General features: G+C 48.2%; 15 protein-coding genes. 11 read left to right on the forward strand and 4 right to left on the reverse strand.

Annotated elements, in window-relative coordinates:
• Nucleotides 1-99: 99 nt before the first annotated feature.
• The 6 genes from ACM67B_RS05935 to ACM67B_RS05960 all read left to right on the forward strand — a co-directional run bounded on the left by ACM67B_RS05935 (nucleotide 100) and on the right by ACM67B_RS05960 (nucleotide 6,202).
• Complete coding sequence (locus ACM67B_RS05935; protein ID WP_416188872.1) at nucleotides 100-705, forward strand: inner membrane-spanning protein YciB; 606 nt, start codon at nucleotides 100-102, stop codon at nucleotides 703-705.
• Between the two features lie 118 nt (nucleotides 706-823).
• Entirely contained in the window at nucleotides 824-1,306 is a 483-nt protein-coding gene (locus ACM67B_RS05940; RefSeq protein ID WP_416188873.1) for a GNAT family N-acetyltransferase, read from the forward strand.
• A 157-nt stretch (nucleotides 1,307-1,463) separates the two neighbouring features.
• Nucleotides 1,464-2,489, forward strand: coding sequence for a sulfate ABC transporter substrate-binding protein (locus tag ACM67B_RS05945; RefSeq protein WP_416188874.1), 1,026 nt, complete (start codon nucleotides 1,464-1,466; stop codon nucleotides 2,487-2,489).
• A gap of 337 nt (nucleotides 2,490-2,826) precedes the next feature.
• Nucleotides 2,827-3,882, forward strand: coding sequence for a sulfate ABC transporter substrate-binding protein (locus ACM67B_RS05950; RefSeq protein WP_416188875.1), 1,056 nt, complete (start codon nucleotides 2,827-2,829; stop codon nucleotides 3,880-3,882).
• Nucleotides 3,883-4,138: 256 nt separating this feature from the next.
• Entirely contained in the window at nucleotides 4,139-5,197 is a 1,059-nt protein-coding gene (dinB, locus tag ACM67B_RS05955) for a DNA polymerase IV (RefSeq protein WP_416188876.1), read from the forward strand.
• Between the two features lie 270 nt (nucleotides 5,198-5,467).
• Entirely contained in the window at nucleotides 5,468-6,202 is a 735-nt protein-coding gene (locus ACM67B_RS05960; protein ID WP_416188877.1) for a phosphoadenylyl-sulfate reductase, read from the forward strand.
• A 74-nt stretch (nucleotides 6,203-6,276) separates the two neighbouring features.
• Here ACM67B_RS05960 and ACM67B_RS05965 read toward each other — a convergent pair whose 3' ends face one another.
• From ACM67B_RS05965 to argB, 3 genes are all read right to left on the reverse strand, one after another.
• Entirely contained in the window at nucleotides 6,277-7,050 is a 774-nt protein-coding gene (locus ACM67B_RS05965) for an IS3 family transposase (RefSeq protein ID WP_416188878.1), read from the reverse strand.
• A 23-nt stretch (nucleotides 7,051-7,073) separates the two neighbouring features.
• Entirely contained in the window at nucleotides 7,074-7,430 is a 357-nt protein-coding gene (locus ACM67B_RS05970; RefSeq protein WP_416188879.1) for a helix-turn-helix domain-containing protein, read from the reverse strand.
• A 94-nt stretch (nucleotides 7,431-7,524) separates the two neighbouring features.
• Nucleotides 7,525-8,418 (reverse strand): acetylglutamate kinase, encoded by an 894-nt coding sequence (argB, locus tag ACM67B_RS05975; protein WP_416188880.1) that lies wholly within the window; start codon nucleotides 8,416-8,418, stop codon nucleotides 7,525-7,527.
• Between the two features lie 152 nt (nucleotides 8,419-8,570).
• Here argB and ACM67B_RS05980 point away from each other — a divergent pair, with 152 nt between their 5' ends.
• The 5 genes from ACM67B_RS05980 (at nucleotide 8,571) to ACM67B_RS06000 (ending at nucleotide 13,250) form a co-directional block, all read left to right on the forward strand.
• On the forward strand, nucleotides 8,571-9,701 hold the full coding sequence (locus ACM67B_RS05980) for a M14-type cytosolic carboxypeptidase (RefSeq protein WP_416188881.1): 1,131 nt from the start codon (nucleotides 8,571-8,573) through the stop codon (nucleotides 9,699-9,701).
• A gap of 280 nt (nucleotides 9,702-9,981) precedes the next feature.
• Nucleotides 9,982-10,836: a prolipoprotein diacylglyceryl transferase gene (gene lgt / locus ACM67B_RS05985; RefSeq protein ID WP_416188882.1), complete on the forward strand. Its 855-nt coding sequence runs from the start codon at nucleotides 9,982-9,984 to the stop codon at nucleotides 10,834-10,836.
• Nucleotides 10,837-10,884: 48 nt separating this feature from the next.
• On the forward strand, nucleotides 10,885-11,553 hold the full coding sequence (locus ACM67B_RS05990; protein ID WP_416188883.1) for an alpha/beta hydrolase: 669 nt from the start codon (nucleotides 10,885-10,887) through the stop codon (nucleotides 11,551-11,553).
• Nucleotides 11,554-11,662: 109 nt separating this feature from the next.
• The gene (ttcA, locus tag ACM67B_RS05995; protein ID WP_416188884.1) at nucleotides 11,663-12,628 is read left to right on the forward strand and encodes a tRNA 2-thiocytidine(32) synthetase TtcA; all 966 of its coding nucleotides are present in this window, start codon (nucleotides 11,663-11,665) and stop codon (nucleotides 12,626-12,628) included.
• 133 nt (nucleotides 12,629-12,761) lie between these two features.
• Nucleotides 12,762-13,250: a DUF456 domain-containing protein gene (locus tag ACM67B_RS06000; protein WP_416188885.1), complete on the forward strand. Its 489-nt coding sequence runs from the start codon at nucleotides 12,762-12,764 to the stop codon at nucleotides 13,248-13,250.
• 270 nt (nucleotides 13,251-13,520) lie between these two features.
• On the opposite strand, the gene ACM67B_RS06005 is transcribed toward ACM67B_RS06000, so the two are convergent.
• A complete protein-coding gene (locus ACM67B_RS06005) occupies nucleotides 13,521-14,270 on the reverse strand; it encodes a hypothetical protein (RefSeq protein ID WP_416188886.1) in 750 nt (249 codons plus the stop codon).

A 14,270-nucleotide genomic window follows, 5' to 3' on the forward strand; every position in this document is an offset into this window, starting at 1 on the left:
ACGTTTGCCTCGAGTCGGATTCTATATCCGACATTTTTTATTGATTTCTTCAGATGGCCTTGTATCTTTTATCAAGGCTGAGACCCTAAGTTCCCCATTATGAAAGCTTTACTCGATTTCCTGCCTCTGATTGTTTTTTTCTACCTGTATAAAACCGTCGAGCCTACCGATACCAACCATCCGCTGCTACAACTGACCGGAGCGGCAGGCAGCGACAATAATCACGTTTTAGCCGCTACCGCCGGTTTGATTATTGCCACGGTACTGGTGTACGGCTATCAATTGGTGAAACAGAAATTCCGTTTGGAGCGCCAGCAATGGTTTGTGCTGGCAATGACAGTGGTGTTCGGCGGTGTGACGCTGGCCTTGAGCGACGATTATTACATCCGCCTGAAAGCCGTGTTGCTCAATGCCGCATTCGGCGTGGGCATGCTGGTGTCGCACTTTTTCTTCAGCGACCGCCGCTCTGCCGTGCAAAAAATGTTTGATTCGGTATTGGTGCTGTCGCCCGATGGCTGGAAGAAACTCAATTGGGCTTGGGCGGGCATGTTTTTCCTGCTGGCCGCGCTGCATGCTTTTTTTGCCTTTGTGTTTGCCGGTGGCCGGTATTGGGGCGAATTTACCGCATTCGGCGATTTGATTGTGATGTTCAGCTGCATGGGTATTATGTTTTTCGTGTTGCGCAAGCATTTCAAAAGCGAATGACAGTAGCAAAAATTTCCGTTTAAAGGCCGTCTGAATCAGCTGCGTTGCTGCTATAATCACTTTATCGATTATTGATTTTCAGACGGCCTTTGTTTGATATTTTAATGTGAAAACCACCATGAACCTGCTCACTGTGCTTCGCCCCGCGACCGAAAAAGACTGCCCTTTCATTCACAGCGCGCATCTGCATGCCGTGCAATACACCTGCATCCGCAGCTACAACGAGCGCGTGTTGCAAGCATGGGAAGAATTGCTCGGCATGGAAAGCTATCATGCTACGATGGCCGACAAAACCAAGGCTTTGTGGGTGGTGGAATACCGTGGTGCGATTCAAGGCTTTTTCCAAGTCGATTTCAAAGAAGCCCAACTCGATGCGCTGTATGTGCATCCTTTAATGCACAACAAAGGCTTGGGCACGGCACTGTTGCAGCGTGCCGAAGAATTGGCACACGACGCAGGCTTGAGCTTCCTGAAACTGTATGCTTCACTCAATTCCGTGCCGTTTTACCGCTTAAACGGCTACGAATCCTTAGGCGAAGCGGTATTGCCCTTAAACGAACAGGTCAAAGTCAAATGCGAATTAATGCGCAAATATGTATAGCAGTTATCAGGCCGTCTGAAAATTTTCAGACGGCCTATTTGTTAAGTGTATAAAATATATAACTAAAAATCCTTTCGATACAATCAACCATTCTTTCCTTTTTTTCTGCCTGACAATTAAAGTGTGTCCGACAACACGATGACACAAAGGAACACACATGGGCAAAATCCGCTTCATCATCGCCATAACCGCGCTGTCTTTGGCTGCTTGCGGCAGTGGCAAAACCAATACCGAAAAAAGCCAATATAAGAAAATTCTCAACGTTTCCTATGACGTATCGCGCGATTTTTTCAAAGCGTATAACGCCTTGTTTATCGAACATTTCAGCAGAAATCATCCGCATATCGACCTACATATCCAGCAATCACACGGCGGCTCGAGTAAACAAGCCATGTCGGTGGCCAACGGCTTGCCCGCCGATGTGGTGACTATGAACCAAACTTCCGACATCGATTCTCTACAACAACGCGGTTTAGTTAAATCTGATTGGGCGCAACGCTTGCCGGATAACGCCGTGCCGTTTTCCAGCGTCACCGTGTTTCTCGTGCGCAAAGGCAATCCGCAACACGTTTACGACTGGGCAGACTTGGCGCGTGATAACCTGCAAGTTGTGTTTGCCAACCCAAAAACCAGCGGCAATGGCCGTTATGCCTTCTTAGGTGCATACGGCTACGGCTTGAAAGCGAATAACAGCAACGAAACCGACGCAAAAAACTTTATGCGCAAGCTGCTGAACAATGTGCCGATGTTTGAAAATGGCAGCCGCGCCGCCACCACCAGCTTTACCCAACGCCAAATCGGCGATGTGTTGATTACCTTGGAAAACGAAGCCAATTTCGTCAGCCGCCACCTTGCACCCGACCAATTCGATATCGTTTACCCAAGCTACACTATCGAAGCACAAACACCCGTGGCCGTGGTTGACAGCGTTGCCGAGAAAAAAGATTCCGAAGCCATTTCCAAAGAATATCTTGAATTCTTGTGGAGCAAACCGGCACAGGAATTGGCGGCCGAACTCTACTTCCGCCCGAGCGACAAATCCATTTCATCCGCCAACCATGCGGATTTCCCCGATTTGGAGACCTTCCGCCCTGACGAAACCTTAGGTACATGGCCGCACATCATGCAGAAGTTTTTTGCCGACGGCGGCATGTTTGACGAATTGACCACTACCGCAAAGTAAACCTTTAGGCCGAGATCTTTACAAAACTCCTGCCAAAACCAGCCTACATACAATAGCCGTCATTCCCGCGCAGGCGGGAATCCATCTCAAAATTTAAGAACCCTATTTTATTGAATAGCTTGTTATGTTCAAAAATGGATTCCCGCCTACGCGGGAATGACGGCGGTTTTAGTTTTTATTAATTTTTCATCAGATTTTGTAGATATCTCAGACCGTCTGAAAGCCTTTCAGACGGTCTGCTACTTATAACCAAAGCTGATAACCACCAAATCAAACATTATTTCTCATGTTCAATCAGACGGTATAAAGTATGCCCATTGATTGAAGGAGCCAACACATGACCATCCGTAACCTCACCCTTGCTGCCATCGCAGCTTCCATGGCCTTAACCGCCTGCACCCCGAAAGAAGAAAAAGCCGCCGACGGCAATGCTGCTGCACCTGCTGCCAATGGCAAAGGCATTACCCTGTTGAACGTGTCTTACGATGTGGCACGCGATTTCTATAAAGAATACAACCCGCTGTTTATCAAAGAATACCAAGCCAAACACAATGGCGCGGAGATTGATGTGCAGCAATCACACGGCGGCTCAAGCAAACAGGCTTTGTCTGTGGCCAACGGTTTGGCAGCCGATGTGGTGACCATGAACCAAACGTCCGACATCGAATTGCTCGAGCAAAAAGGCTTGGTGAAAAACGACTGGACGCAACGCCTGCCGGATAACGCCGTGCCGTTTACCAGCACCACCGTCTTCTTGGTGCGCAAAGGCAATCCGAAACAGATTCAAGACTGGAGCGACTTAACCAAAGATGGCGTGCAAATCGTCTTAGCCAACCCGAAAACCACCGGCAACGGCCGCTATGCCTTCTTGGGCGCATACGGCTACGGCTTGAAAGTGAACAACGGCGATGAAGCCAAAACCAACGAATTTGTCGCAGCTTTCCTGAAAAACGCGCCCGTATTTGAAAACGGCGGCCGCGCAGCCACCACCACCTTCAGCCAACGCAACATCGGCGATGTATTGGTCACGTTTGAAAACGAAGCCAACCACGTCAGCAAAAAACTGACCCAAGACCAGTTTGAAATCGTTTACCCGAGCTACACCATTTTGTCGGAAAGCCCGGTTGCCGTGGTTGATTCTGTGGTTGAGAAAAAAGGCACACAGGAAGCCGCCAAAGAATATTTGGAATACCTGTGGAGTGAACCGGCACAAGAATTGGCAGCCAAACTCTACCTGCGTCCGCGTAATGCCGATGTTTTGGCCAAATACCAAGCCGATTTCCCGGTTATTGAAACTTTCACGCCAAACGAAAAATTCGGCGCATGGGAAGACATCATGAAGAAATATTTTGCCGACGGCGGTTTGGTGGACCAACTGTCGCCTAAAAAATAAAGTTGATGTGTATAAAGAACAGACCGAGACCTTTGCAAAATCCCATCTTTGGCACATTTCTTCGTTATGCGCTGCTCGAAAGCTTGTCTATCTTCGTGATATGCCTGCGCTTTCTGCGCTGCTATAACTTCGAACTATACTCAAATCTGAGGTTTTGCAAAGGTCTCATGCCGTCTGAAAATGGATTTCCGTTTTCAGACGGCCTTTTGCTGCTTATTTTCCGTTAAAATAATGTTTTCTGTTTTTTAGAATTTAGATGTCCGACCGCAAAATCATCCATATCGATATGGACGCGTTCTACGCTTCGGTAGAATTGCGCGAACAGCCGCACCTGAAAGGCAAGCCCGTGGTAGTGGCTTGGGATGGTGCGCGTTCGGTGATTTGTGCGGCTTCTTATGAAGCGCGGCAATTCGGTTTGCATTCGGCGATGTCGGTGGCGACAGCCAAACGGCTTTGTCCGCATGCTGTCTATATTCCGCCGCATTTTGAGCTTTACCGCCAAGTATCCGCACAGATTCACGCTATTTTCAGACGGCATACCGATTTAATCGAGCCGCTTTCTTTGGATGAAGCGTATTTGGACGTGACGGTAAACAAACAAAATATCCGCTACGCCAGCGAAATCGCCGAAAAAATCCGCGCCGAAATCTTTGCCGAAACGGGGCTGACCGCTTCCGCAGGCATTGCGCCCAACAAATTTCTCGCCAAAATCGCCTCCGATTGGCGCAAGCCCAACGGCCAATTTGTGCTGCATCCGCAAAAAATCGATGCTTTTTTGGAAACGCTACCGCTGGGGAAAATTCCCGGCGTGGGTAAAGTCACATTGAAGAAAATGCAGGCATTGGGCATGCAGACGGCCGGTGATTTACGTCGCTTCGAGCGGGGCGAACTATTAAACCATTTCGGCCGCTACGGCTATCGGCTTTATGATTTGGCACGCGGGGTAGATGAACGGCCGGTGAAAGCCAGCCGCGAGCGTTTGCATATTTCGACCGAAATCACACTGCCAGAAGATTTGTCACTGGCGCAAACCATCGAACACTTACCGCATTTGGCCGAAGATTTATGGCAGCAAATCCAGCGTAAAAATGTCGATGTCAAAGGCGTAACGCTGAAACTCAAAACCCATGATTTCCGCATCATCACCCGTTCACTGACTTATTCTTCGGTGCTGCCCGACAGCCAAGCCCTGCTCAAAGCCGCGCATACCTTGGTTGAACGTGTGCCGCTGCAAACGGAAGATGCGTTTCGCTTAATCGGTATCGGGGTCAGCCACTTATTGCCGAAAAACCAGCAGCAATCGCTTTGGTTATAAAGAAATAGAAAAGCATTCTTTCCTTTCACTTTACGACAGGCGGACAATGAGGGTATGACAACAATGTTCAGACAGCCCGAGCCCTTTGCAAAATCTTCATCTTTGGCACATTTCTTCGTTATGCGCTGCTTGAAAGCTTGCCTATCTTCGTGATATGTCCGCGCTTTCTGTGCTGCTCTAACTTCGAACTGTACTCAAATCTGAAGTTTTGCAAAGGCCTCGGCCTTAAATCATAAAAGGCCGTCTGAAACACAATAAGGAACACCTGCCATGACTTCATTTTTCCGTCCGAGCTTCTGGAAAATTCCCGAAGTAACCGCCGAAGAGCGCCAGCGCCTGCCCCAACTCACCACCACTTTAGAGCAACGTCTGCAAGAAATTGCCGAACGTTTTCCGCAATCTGTGTTTGCTTCCAGCTTGGCGGTTGAAGACATGGTGATTACCGATGCGATATGCCGTCTGAAACTGCCTATCCGCATCATCACGCTCAATACCGGCAAACTCAATCCTGAAACCGAAGCCTTGATAGCCGCCACCAATACGCGTTATCAGACCGAATTGGAAGTGTTCCACCCGATTGAAGCGGATGCGCAAGCTTTTGAAGCACAATTCGGCACCACCGCTATGTACGACAGCATAGAATTACGCCGCCAATGTTGCCATATCCGCAAAATCGAACCGCTCAATCGAGCCTTGGGCAACGCGCCCGCATGGCTCACCGGCCAACGCCGCAGCCAGTCAGATACGCGCAGTGAATTGAATTTTGAAGAGCATGATTCAGGCCGCAATATCGCTAAGTTTAACCCGATTTTTGATTGGGAAGAATTAGATGTGTGGGCGTATGCGCAATCACATGATGTGCCACTGAATGATTTGTATCACCAAGGCTACCCGAGCATCGGCTGCGAACCGTGCACCCGCCCGGTAAAAGAAGGCGAGAACATCCGCGCGGGGCGCTGGTGGTGGGAAAGCAAAGACAGCAAAGAATGTGGTTTGCACAAATAATGCCTTAAAATACAAAAGGCCGTCTGAAAAATAATGAACTGTCCCCCAATTCTTGGACAAATTAAAAATCTTTCTCAAACAGCCTGTTCAAGCTGGGTCCTGTAAGCCACAGGACTCAGCTTTTTTAAATTCAAACTAATACGTTCATAATTGTAGTAACGTATGTAATCATCTATCACTTTGGTCAACTCTGCCACCGATAACACACCTTCCTGATAGAAGCTTTCCACTTTTAATGTCCCGAAGAAACTCTCCATCGGTGCATTGTCCCAGCAATTCCCTTTGCGCGACATGCTCTGCACAATGCCTTTCTCCGCCAGCTTTTCCCGATAAGCCTGAGTTCGGTAAAGCACACCTTGGTCAGAATGCAGCAGCGGGGTCTGCCCTTTCAGACGGCCGAATGCCTTATCCAGCATCTGCATGACCATCTTGCTGTCCGGCTTTCTACTGAGCTCATAAGCCACAATCTCACGATTGAATACATCCAATATCGGCGATAAGTACAGTTTGCCGTCGGTGCATTTAAACTCGGTCACATCGGTCAACCATTTATCTCCCGCTTTATCAGCAGTGAATGCACGCTTAAGGATGTTTTTCGACGTCTCTCCTATAACTTGCGGACGATAGGATTTTTTGTTGCGCACTTTGGCTTTCAAACCCAATAATCCCATAATACGCTGCACTTTCTTTTTATTCCACGATAATACAGCTCCAATCCGCCGTTGGCCGTAGCGACCTTTGTGTTGGTGATAAACTTCACTCACCGCCGCTTTGGCTTCCATATCGGGATCGGATTTACCGATGTGGTAGTAGAAACTGCTTTTGGGTATGCCGGCACTGTGCAACAAGTATTTCAGCAGGTGCTTCGCCCTCAGCGTTTGAACGGTTTCGCAACTTTGGTGGCGTTCTTTTCGTTGAGGGCTTTCATGTGCTTTAGGTAGTCGATCTCCGCCCTCATGTAGCGTAACTCTTCAATCAGCTCTGCCTGAGTTTTTTCATGGTCGGGTTTGTCGACGATAAAGGGATTGTTGCGTTTGGTCTGCGTAGTCTTCATAAGCGTAGCCTGTGGGTGCTGAAGTGCGGCTATACCGCCTTGACGGTAGGCGGCAATCCAACGGCGCAGGTGGGTGCGTGAGACGTTGAAATGGTCTGCGGTACGCTGTTGGCTGTGCACTTGATGGTAATGGAGTACGGCTCGGTATTTGAAGTCTAGTGTATATTTGGACATAAGAAAACTGCACCTTTTTAAGTTGGGGGGAAGTGTCCAACTTTTGGGGTGCAGTTCAATAATTTTCAGACGGCCTTGATTTTATTAATTTCACTTACGCCTTATCCGCGCCCAAAATCATTGAGCCGATACCGGAATCGGTAAAGATTTCCAGCAATAACGCATTTGGCACGCGACCATCAATGATGTGCGTAGCCTTCACGCCGTTGACTGCGGCTTCTACCGCCGAGCTGATTTTCGGCAGCATACCGCCGTAAAGCGTGCCGTCGGCAATCAATTCGTCAATGCGGCTCGGGGTCAGGTTAGTTAAGAGATTGCCTTCTTTATCCAGTACGCCAGTGATGTTGGTCATCATCAGAAGTTTTTCGGCGTTGAGCTCTTCCGCTAACTTACCGGCCACCAAGTCGGCATTGATGTTGAACGCTTCGCCCCGTTTGCCCACGCCAATCGGGGCAACCACAGGGATTTGGCCGTTGTCGATTAAGCCTTGAATCAGCGTAGTGTCGATGCTTTCCACTTCACCAACTTGGCCGATGTCCACACCCGGGTTTTCAGGGGTGTTGATCAGCAGCTTTTTGGCTTTGATAAAATGGCCGTCGCGACCGGTCACGCCGACAGCTTTGCCGCCATGAGTGTTAATCATTGACACGATTTCTTTGTTGACATGACCGCCCAACACCATTTCAACGATGTCCATGGTTTCGCCATCAGTCACGCGCATGCCTTGTACGAACACGCCTTCTTTGCCGACACGCTCGAGCATATCGTTAATCTGCGGGCCGCCGCCATGCACAATCACAGGGTTGATGCCCACCAGTTTCAGCAACACGATGTCGCGGGCAAAGCCTTCTTTCAAAGCCGGTTCAGTCATGGCGTTGCCGCCGTATTTAATCACAATAGTCGAGCCGGAAAAGCGGCGGATATACGGCAGGGCTTCGGATAAAATCGCGGCTTTGTCGGCGGCGGAAATGTGTTTCATATCACTCATGAATCTACTCTTTAATTGTTAACAATTTTAATTTTGGAATATTAATACTAAAGGCCGTCTGAAACAAGCCGAAACGTAAAAGGATTTATGATTTGCCTGAAATGTTTTAGAATAACGGGCTATCAAATTTCTATTCCACACAGGAATCCCCCATGATAAAAATCAGCACCCAATTTGACGCCGGCTCGGTGATTGTGAACGATTTGAGCGACCCGGGCAATATCCACCTGTCGCTACGCCCCGACAATGCCGCCGATTTTACGCAATGGTTTTATTTCCGTCTGCAAGGCGCGGCGTATCAAAATTGCGTGATGCATTTCGACAATGCGGCTCAAGCGGCTTATCCCGACGGTTGGGAAGAATACCAAGCCTGTGCCTCTTACGACCGCCAAAATTGGTTCCGCGTGCCGACTTATTATGAAAACGGCGTGCTCACCATCAACCACACACCTTTGTCCAACAGTGTGTATTACGCTTATTTCGAGCCTTATTCGCACGAGCAGCATTTGAACTTATTGGGCGACGCGCAAGGCAGCGGCTTGTGTCAAATCGATGATTTGGGCAGCACCGTGCAAAGCCGCGACATCAATTTGCTCACCATCGGCAACCAAGTCGAAAGCGATTTGAAAGTGTGGATAATTGCACGCCAACACCCGGGCGAAACCATGGCGGAATGGTTTGTCGAAGGCTTTTTAGGCCGCCTGCTCGACCCGCAAGACCCGACCGCCCGTGCCCTGCTTGACCGCGCCACGTTTTACATCATACCGAACATGAATCCAGACGGCTCGGTATTGGGCAACCTGCGCACCAATGCCGCCGGTGCCAATCTGAACCGTGAATGGCAAAACCCAAGCATGGAACGCAGTCCGGAAGTATATGTGGTGCGCGAAAAAATGCGCGAAACCGGCGTGGATTTGTTCCTTGATATTCATGGCGACGAAGGTTTGCCGTTTGTGTTCGTGGCGGGCACCGAAGGCGTGCCGAGCTATAACGAACGTATTGCCGCGTTGGAAACCCAGTTCAAACAAGCCCTGCTGGCCGCCAGCCCGGATTTCCAAGACGAAATCGGCTATCCGAAAGACGAAGCCGGCCAAGCCAACTTGAGCATGGCCACGTCGTGGGTCGGCGAGCAATTCAAATGCTTGGCCTACACGCTGGAAATGCCGTTTAAAGACAACAATAACCTGCCTGACGACGATTTTGGCTGGAACGGCCAACGCTCGCTGCGCTTGGGCGAAGCGATGGTGTCGGCGATTTGGAATGTGTCGAGCGATTTGCGCTAAGTATTTTTAATGATTAAAAGGCCGTCTGAAAACGAGACATTTTTTCAGACGGCCTGAGACCTTTGTAAAACATCATAAATCACCAAGAAAACCGAAAAAGCCGTCATTCCCGCGCAGGCGGGAATCCATCTTAAAATTTAAGAAATCTATTTCATTCAATAGTTTGCTATGTTTAAAAATGGATTCCCGCCTGCGCGGAAATGACGTCAGTTTTTGTACACTGGCTTTTGAAGGAGTTTTACAAAGGTTTCAGCCTTTATCTGCCATTTAAGGATTTCCCATGATTATTCACCCCCAGTTTGACCCCGTGCTCATTAGCATAGGCCCGTTGGCCATTCGCTGGTATGCCTTAAGCTATATTGTCGGTTTTGCGCTGTTTATCTGGCTGGGTCGCCGCCGCATTGCACAAGGCAATACCTTGTTCACCAAAGAAATGCTGGATGATTTTCTCACTTGGGGCATTTTGGGCGTGATTCTCGGCGGCCGCTTGGGCTATATTTTGTTTTATAAATTGTCCGACTATCTGGCCGACCCAATCAGCATGCTCAAAGTGTGGGAAGGCGGCATGTCGTTTCACGGCGGTTTCTTGGGCGTGGTCGTGGCGATGTGGCTTTTCAGCCGCAAACACAAAATGAGTTTTTTCAAAACCATGGATTTCGTCGCGCCCTTAGTACCGCTGGGCTTGGCTTCCGGCCGCATCGGCAACTTCATCAACGGCGAACTGTGGGGGCGCGTCACCGACCCAAACGCTTTCTGGGCAATGGGCTTTCCACAAGCACGTTACGAAGACTTGGAAGCAGTGGCGCACAATCCGCAATGGGCAGAATGGCTCAACCAATTCGGCATGTTGCCGCGCCATCCTTCGCAGCTTTATCAATTTGCGCTGGAAGGCATTTGCCTGTTTATTTTGGTGTGGGTGTTTTCTAAAAAGCCACGCCCTGCCGGACAAGTGGCGTCTTTATTCCTAGGCGGCTACGGCTTTTTCCGCTTCATCGCCGAATTTGCCCGCCAGCCCGATGATTATTTGGGCTTACTGACATTAGGCTTGTCGATGGGACAATGGCTGAGCGTACCGATGATTGTGTTGGGCGCGGTTGGCTTTGTGTATTTCGGTAAGAAAAACGCTGTAAATTAATAGGAGGCCGTCTGAAACATTCAGACGGCATTTTATTCAAGGTATTCCATGAACAAACAACTTCTTCATCTCAACGATAAAACGGTTTCAGTCTACTTAAGCAGCCAAGCAAATGCGCCGCTGTTCCTAACCTTCTTAAGCCAAGAAGAAGCCGACGATTTAGCCGCCTTGATTGCAGAGCAAGCCACTTTGGTGTCCATTGACGAACCCAATTGGGAACATGCTTTCACACCATGGCAGGCACCGGCTGCGTTTAAAAAAGCACCCGATTTCAGTAGCGGCGCAGACGACTATTTGCGCTGGCTGATTGATTCGGTCTTGCCCGAAGCGACTAAATCATTTTCTTTGCAACCGCAATGGACAGCCTTAATCGGCTATTCCTTAGGCGGTTTGCTTGCGGCGTATTCCGCTTATCAGGCCACGCCATTCAGCCGTATTGCTTCGGTTTCCGGCTCGTTGTGGTTCGACGGTTGGTCAGAATTTGTGGCCGAACACAGCTTGCAAACGCCGCCGCAAAAAGCCTATTTTTCAGTCGGCGACAAAGAGAAAAACACCAAAAATCCGCGCATGAGTGTTGTAGAAGATGCCACACGCGCCACGCAAGCCAACTGGCAGCAGCAAGGCATTGATACCGCATTTGAACTCAACAGTGGCGGCCATTTCGAACAAGTGCCACAGCGTATGGCTAAAGCCGTTGCGTATTTGTTGAGTGAATAGATAAATCTTCAGACGGCCAGAGACCTTTGCATTTGAATCAATAAAACATCGCAGCGTAGTTTCAGGTAAAATACGCACTTGAATGTTTCCATTATTTCCCCGTAAAACCATGTCCAAAAAAACCAAACAAGAATTAGAAAACAACAAACTCAACAAACGCTTGCGCCATGCGGTCGGCGCGGCGATTAATGATTTCAATATGATTGAGCCGGGCGACAAGATTATGGTCTGCCTGTCGGGCGGTAAAGACAGCTATGCGCTGTTGGATATTTTGCGCCAACTGCAAGCCAGCGCGCCGATTGAATTTGATTTAGTCGCTGTAAACCTCGACCAAAAGCAACCCGGCTTCCCAGAGCATGTGTTGCCGGAGTATCTGCAAAGCATTGATGTTGATTACAAAATCGTCGAAGAAGACACCTATTCCACTGTGAAACGCGTGCTGGAAGAAGGCAAGACCACCTGCTCGCTGTGCAGCCGTTTGCGCCGCGGTATTCTGTATCGCACGGCAAAAGAATTGGGCTGCACCAAAATCGCGCTTGGCCACCACCGCGACGATATTTTAGCGACCATGTTTCTGAATATGTTTTACGGTGGCAAACTCAAAGCCATGCCGCCTAAATTAGTTAGCGACAATGGCGAGCATATCGTGATTCGCCCGCTGGCGTATGTAAAAGAAAAAGACCTGATTAAATACGCCGAACTGAAACAATTCCCGATTATTCCGTGTAATCTGTGCGGCTCGCAGCCGAACCTGCAGCGCCAAGTGATCGGCGATATGCTGCGCGATTGGGACAAACGCTTCCCTGGCCGTATCGAATCGATGTTTTCTGCATTGCAAAACGTGGTTCCATCGCATTTGGCCGACCCTGAATTGTTTGATTTTGCCGGTTTGGAACGCGGCCAGAGCTTGAAACACGGCGGCGATTTGGCATTTGACAGCGAAACTGTGCCTGAGCGTTTTGTTTCAGACGGCCTCGATGATGAAGACGACAGCGAAATCAAAATCGAAACGGAAAAGCCCAGCCGCAAAGTGATTAATATTTTGGCCAGCAAACCGAAAAACTGCGGCGCTTGATAGGCTAAACTCAAAATCCGGACAGTATTTGCCCGGATTTTGATATTTTTGCAAAGTGTTAACCTGTAATGCAAGGCTTTACCCTACAATAGGCCGTCTGAATATAACACACACTTATCCTTAAGGAACACGCATGACTGCTGCTTTAATCACCCTATCTTTAATCCTGATTCTCGTCGGCCTACTCGGCACGATTTACCCCGCCATTCCGGGCTTAGGCTTAATGTTTGGCGGCGCGTGGCTGCTGGCGCATGTCAACGATTATCAAATTTTCGGCACCACAACATTGGTTTTTTTGGGTATCGTTACCGTCATCGGTACGGCGATGGATTATGTAGCGGGGATGCTGGGCGCGAAATACACCGGTGCCAGTAAATTAGCCATTTGGGGTGCGTTTATCGGCGGTGTGGTCGGCGCATTTTTAGGCTTGCCGGGCTTATTGTTTGGCCCGTTATTGGGCGCTGGCATCGGCGAATTTCTGACCCGAAAAGACATGTGGCAGGCGGGTAAAGTAAGCATCGGCACCTTTATCGGCTTCATCATTGGCACGGTTGCCAAAGTCGGCTGTGCACTGACCATTATTTTAACTTTGCTCACCATGTGGATCATCAGCTTTTTTTAAAGGTTATGCTTATTGCTGATTGTGTCAATAAAAGTAGGGGGAACCTCCCCGATTTTTATTGACTACCATTACAGGACTCCTTCATGATAATAGTCGTTTAAAATAGCGATAAAACAAGACAACAGCGGCCACTGTGTACACGCAGTTCAAAAGAGAGCTGGTAACGCTGTATTATTTCTAATTTAAACGACTCTCGTGATACAAATATTTTATTGTCAATAACCAAAATTTCGAATATGGATTGATATATCTATTAATATTTTATAGCGGCTAAAATACCGTATTTAACGGTATGGGCTGTTTTTTTTGATAACCCATTGAAGCCATATATTCTTCAAACCCAATCATATCCAAAGCATCTTTTAAATATACAACCTGGTAATCCGTCTTTTGTTCTGTTAGATCACCCTCAGCAACTAAAGCATTTCTAAAGGATAAGGAAGGATCTAGCATCATCGCCTTCGTTGAACCCCCAATTAAATATAAAACAATTTCATTATCACTATTCAGCTTTTCTTTCGGCGTTTCAAATAAAACACAACCAAAAAAATCCTTATCTGCTTCAGATGGCTTATATAGATTTTCATACTTGCAGATATTTTTAAAGTTGTACCGTTCATGACAGATTGCAAATTTGATTCCGTTTCGGGGAAATGAAGAGCGTATTTCGATACTTTTCCCATTATCCAACACAATATCAATCTGACCATTCGCGCCATTAAACGGTGTAAAGCTTGCTGCATTTTTGCCATATCTGCGCAAGAGATAATAAAGCCATGCTTCTTCCGCTAAAACACCGCCTAAGGCATCCAATATCAATCTTTCCCTTTCTCTGGGCTGGGTAGCGTTATTGGCCTTATAAGGATTAACACTTGCCGCCAAAGACCATGCCTTTTTCCTGACTCTTTCAAGCTGGCTATTTGAGTTATTAAAAATCGCTTTGACAACAACATAATCACGCGCCACATGATTAAAATTATGAGGTGTTTGGCAACAGATTTTCTCATAAATAAATGGCAT

It is taken from the genome of Neisseria sp. CCUG17229 (genome assembly GCF_047839235.1).
GTDB lineage: Bacteria > Pseudomonadota > Gammaproteobacteria > Burkholderiales > Neisseriaceae > Neisseria > Neisseria brasiliensis.

What these genes read in the sequence shown, in the direction of transcription:
- lgt (WP_416188882.1), top strand. Translation starts at nt 9,982, where the DNA reads ATGATTATTCACCCCCAGTTTGACCCCGTGCTCATTAGCATAGGCCCG.
- argB (WP_416188880.1), bottom strand. Translation starts at nt 8,418, where the DNA reads ATGAGTGATATGAAACACATTTCCGCCGCCGACAAAGCCGCGATTTTA.
- ACM67B_RS06000 (WP_416188885.1), top strand. Translation starts at nt 12,762, where the DNA reads ATGACTGCTGCTTTAATCACCCTATCTTTAATCCTGATTCTCGTCGGC.
- ACM67B_RS05935 (WP_416188872.1), top strand. Translation starts at nt 100, where the DNA reads ATGAAAGCTTTACTCGATTTCCTGCCTCTGATTGTTTTTTTCTACCTG.
- ACM67B_RS05945 (WP_416188874.1), top strand. Translation starts at nt 1,464, where the DNA reads ATGGGCAAAATCCGCTTCATCATCGCCATAACCGCGCTGTCTTTGGCT.
- ACM67B_RS05970 (WP_416188879.1), bottom strand. Translation starts at nt 7,430, where the DNA reads ATGTCCAAATATACACTAGACTTCAAATACCGAGCCGTACTCCATTAC.
- ttcA (WP_416188884.1), top strand. Translation starts at nt 11,663, where the DNA reads ATGTCCAAAAAAACCAAACAAGAATTAGAAAACAACAAACTCAACAAA.
- ACM67B_RS05940 (WP_416188873.1), top strand. Translation starts at nt 824, where the DNA reads ATGAACCTGCTCACTGTGCTTCGCCCCGCGACCGAAAAAGACTGCCCT.
- ACM67B_RS05990 (WP_416188883.1), top strand. Translation starts at nt 10,885, where the DNA reads ATGAACAAACAACTTCTTCATCTCAACGATAAAACGGTTTCAGTCTAC.
- ACM67B_RS06005 (WP_416188886.1), bottom strand. Translation starts at nt 14,270, where the DNA reads ATGCCATTTATTTATGAGAAAATCTGTTGCCAAACACCTCATAATTTT.
- ACM67B_RS05950 (WP_416188875.1), top strand. Translation starts at nt 2,827, where the DNA reads ATGACCATCCGTAACCTCACCCTTGCTGCCATCGCAGCTTCCATGGCC.
- dinB (WP_416188876.1), top strand. Translation starts at nt 4,139, where the DNA reads ATGTCCGACCGCAAAATCATCCATATCGATATGGACGCGTTCTACGCT.
- ACM67B_RS05960 (WP_416188877.1), top strand. Translation starts at nt 5,468, where the DNA reads ATGACTTCATTTTTCCGTCCGAGCTTCTGGAAAATTCCCGAAGTAACC.
- ACM67B_RS05980 (WP_416188881.1), top strand. Translation starts at nt 8,571, where the DNA reads ATGATAAAAATCAGCACCCAATTTGACGCCGGCTCGGTGATTGTGAAC.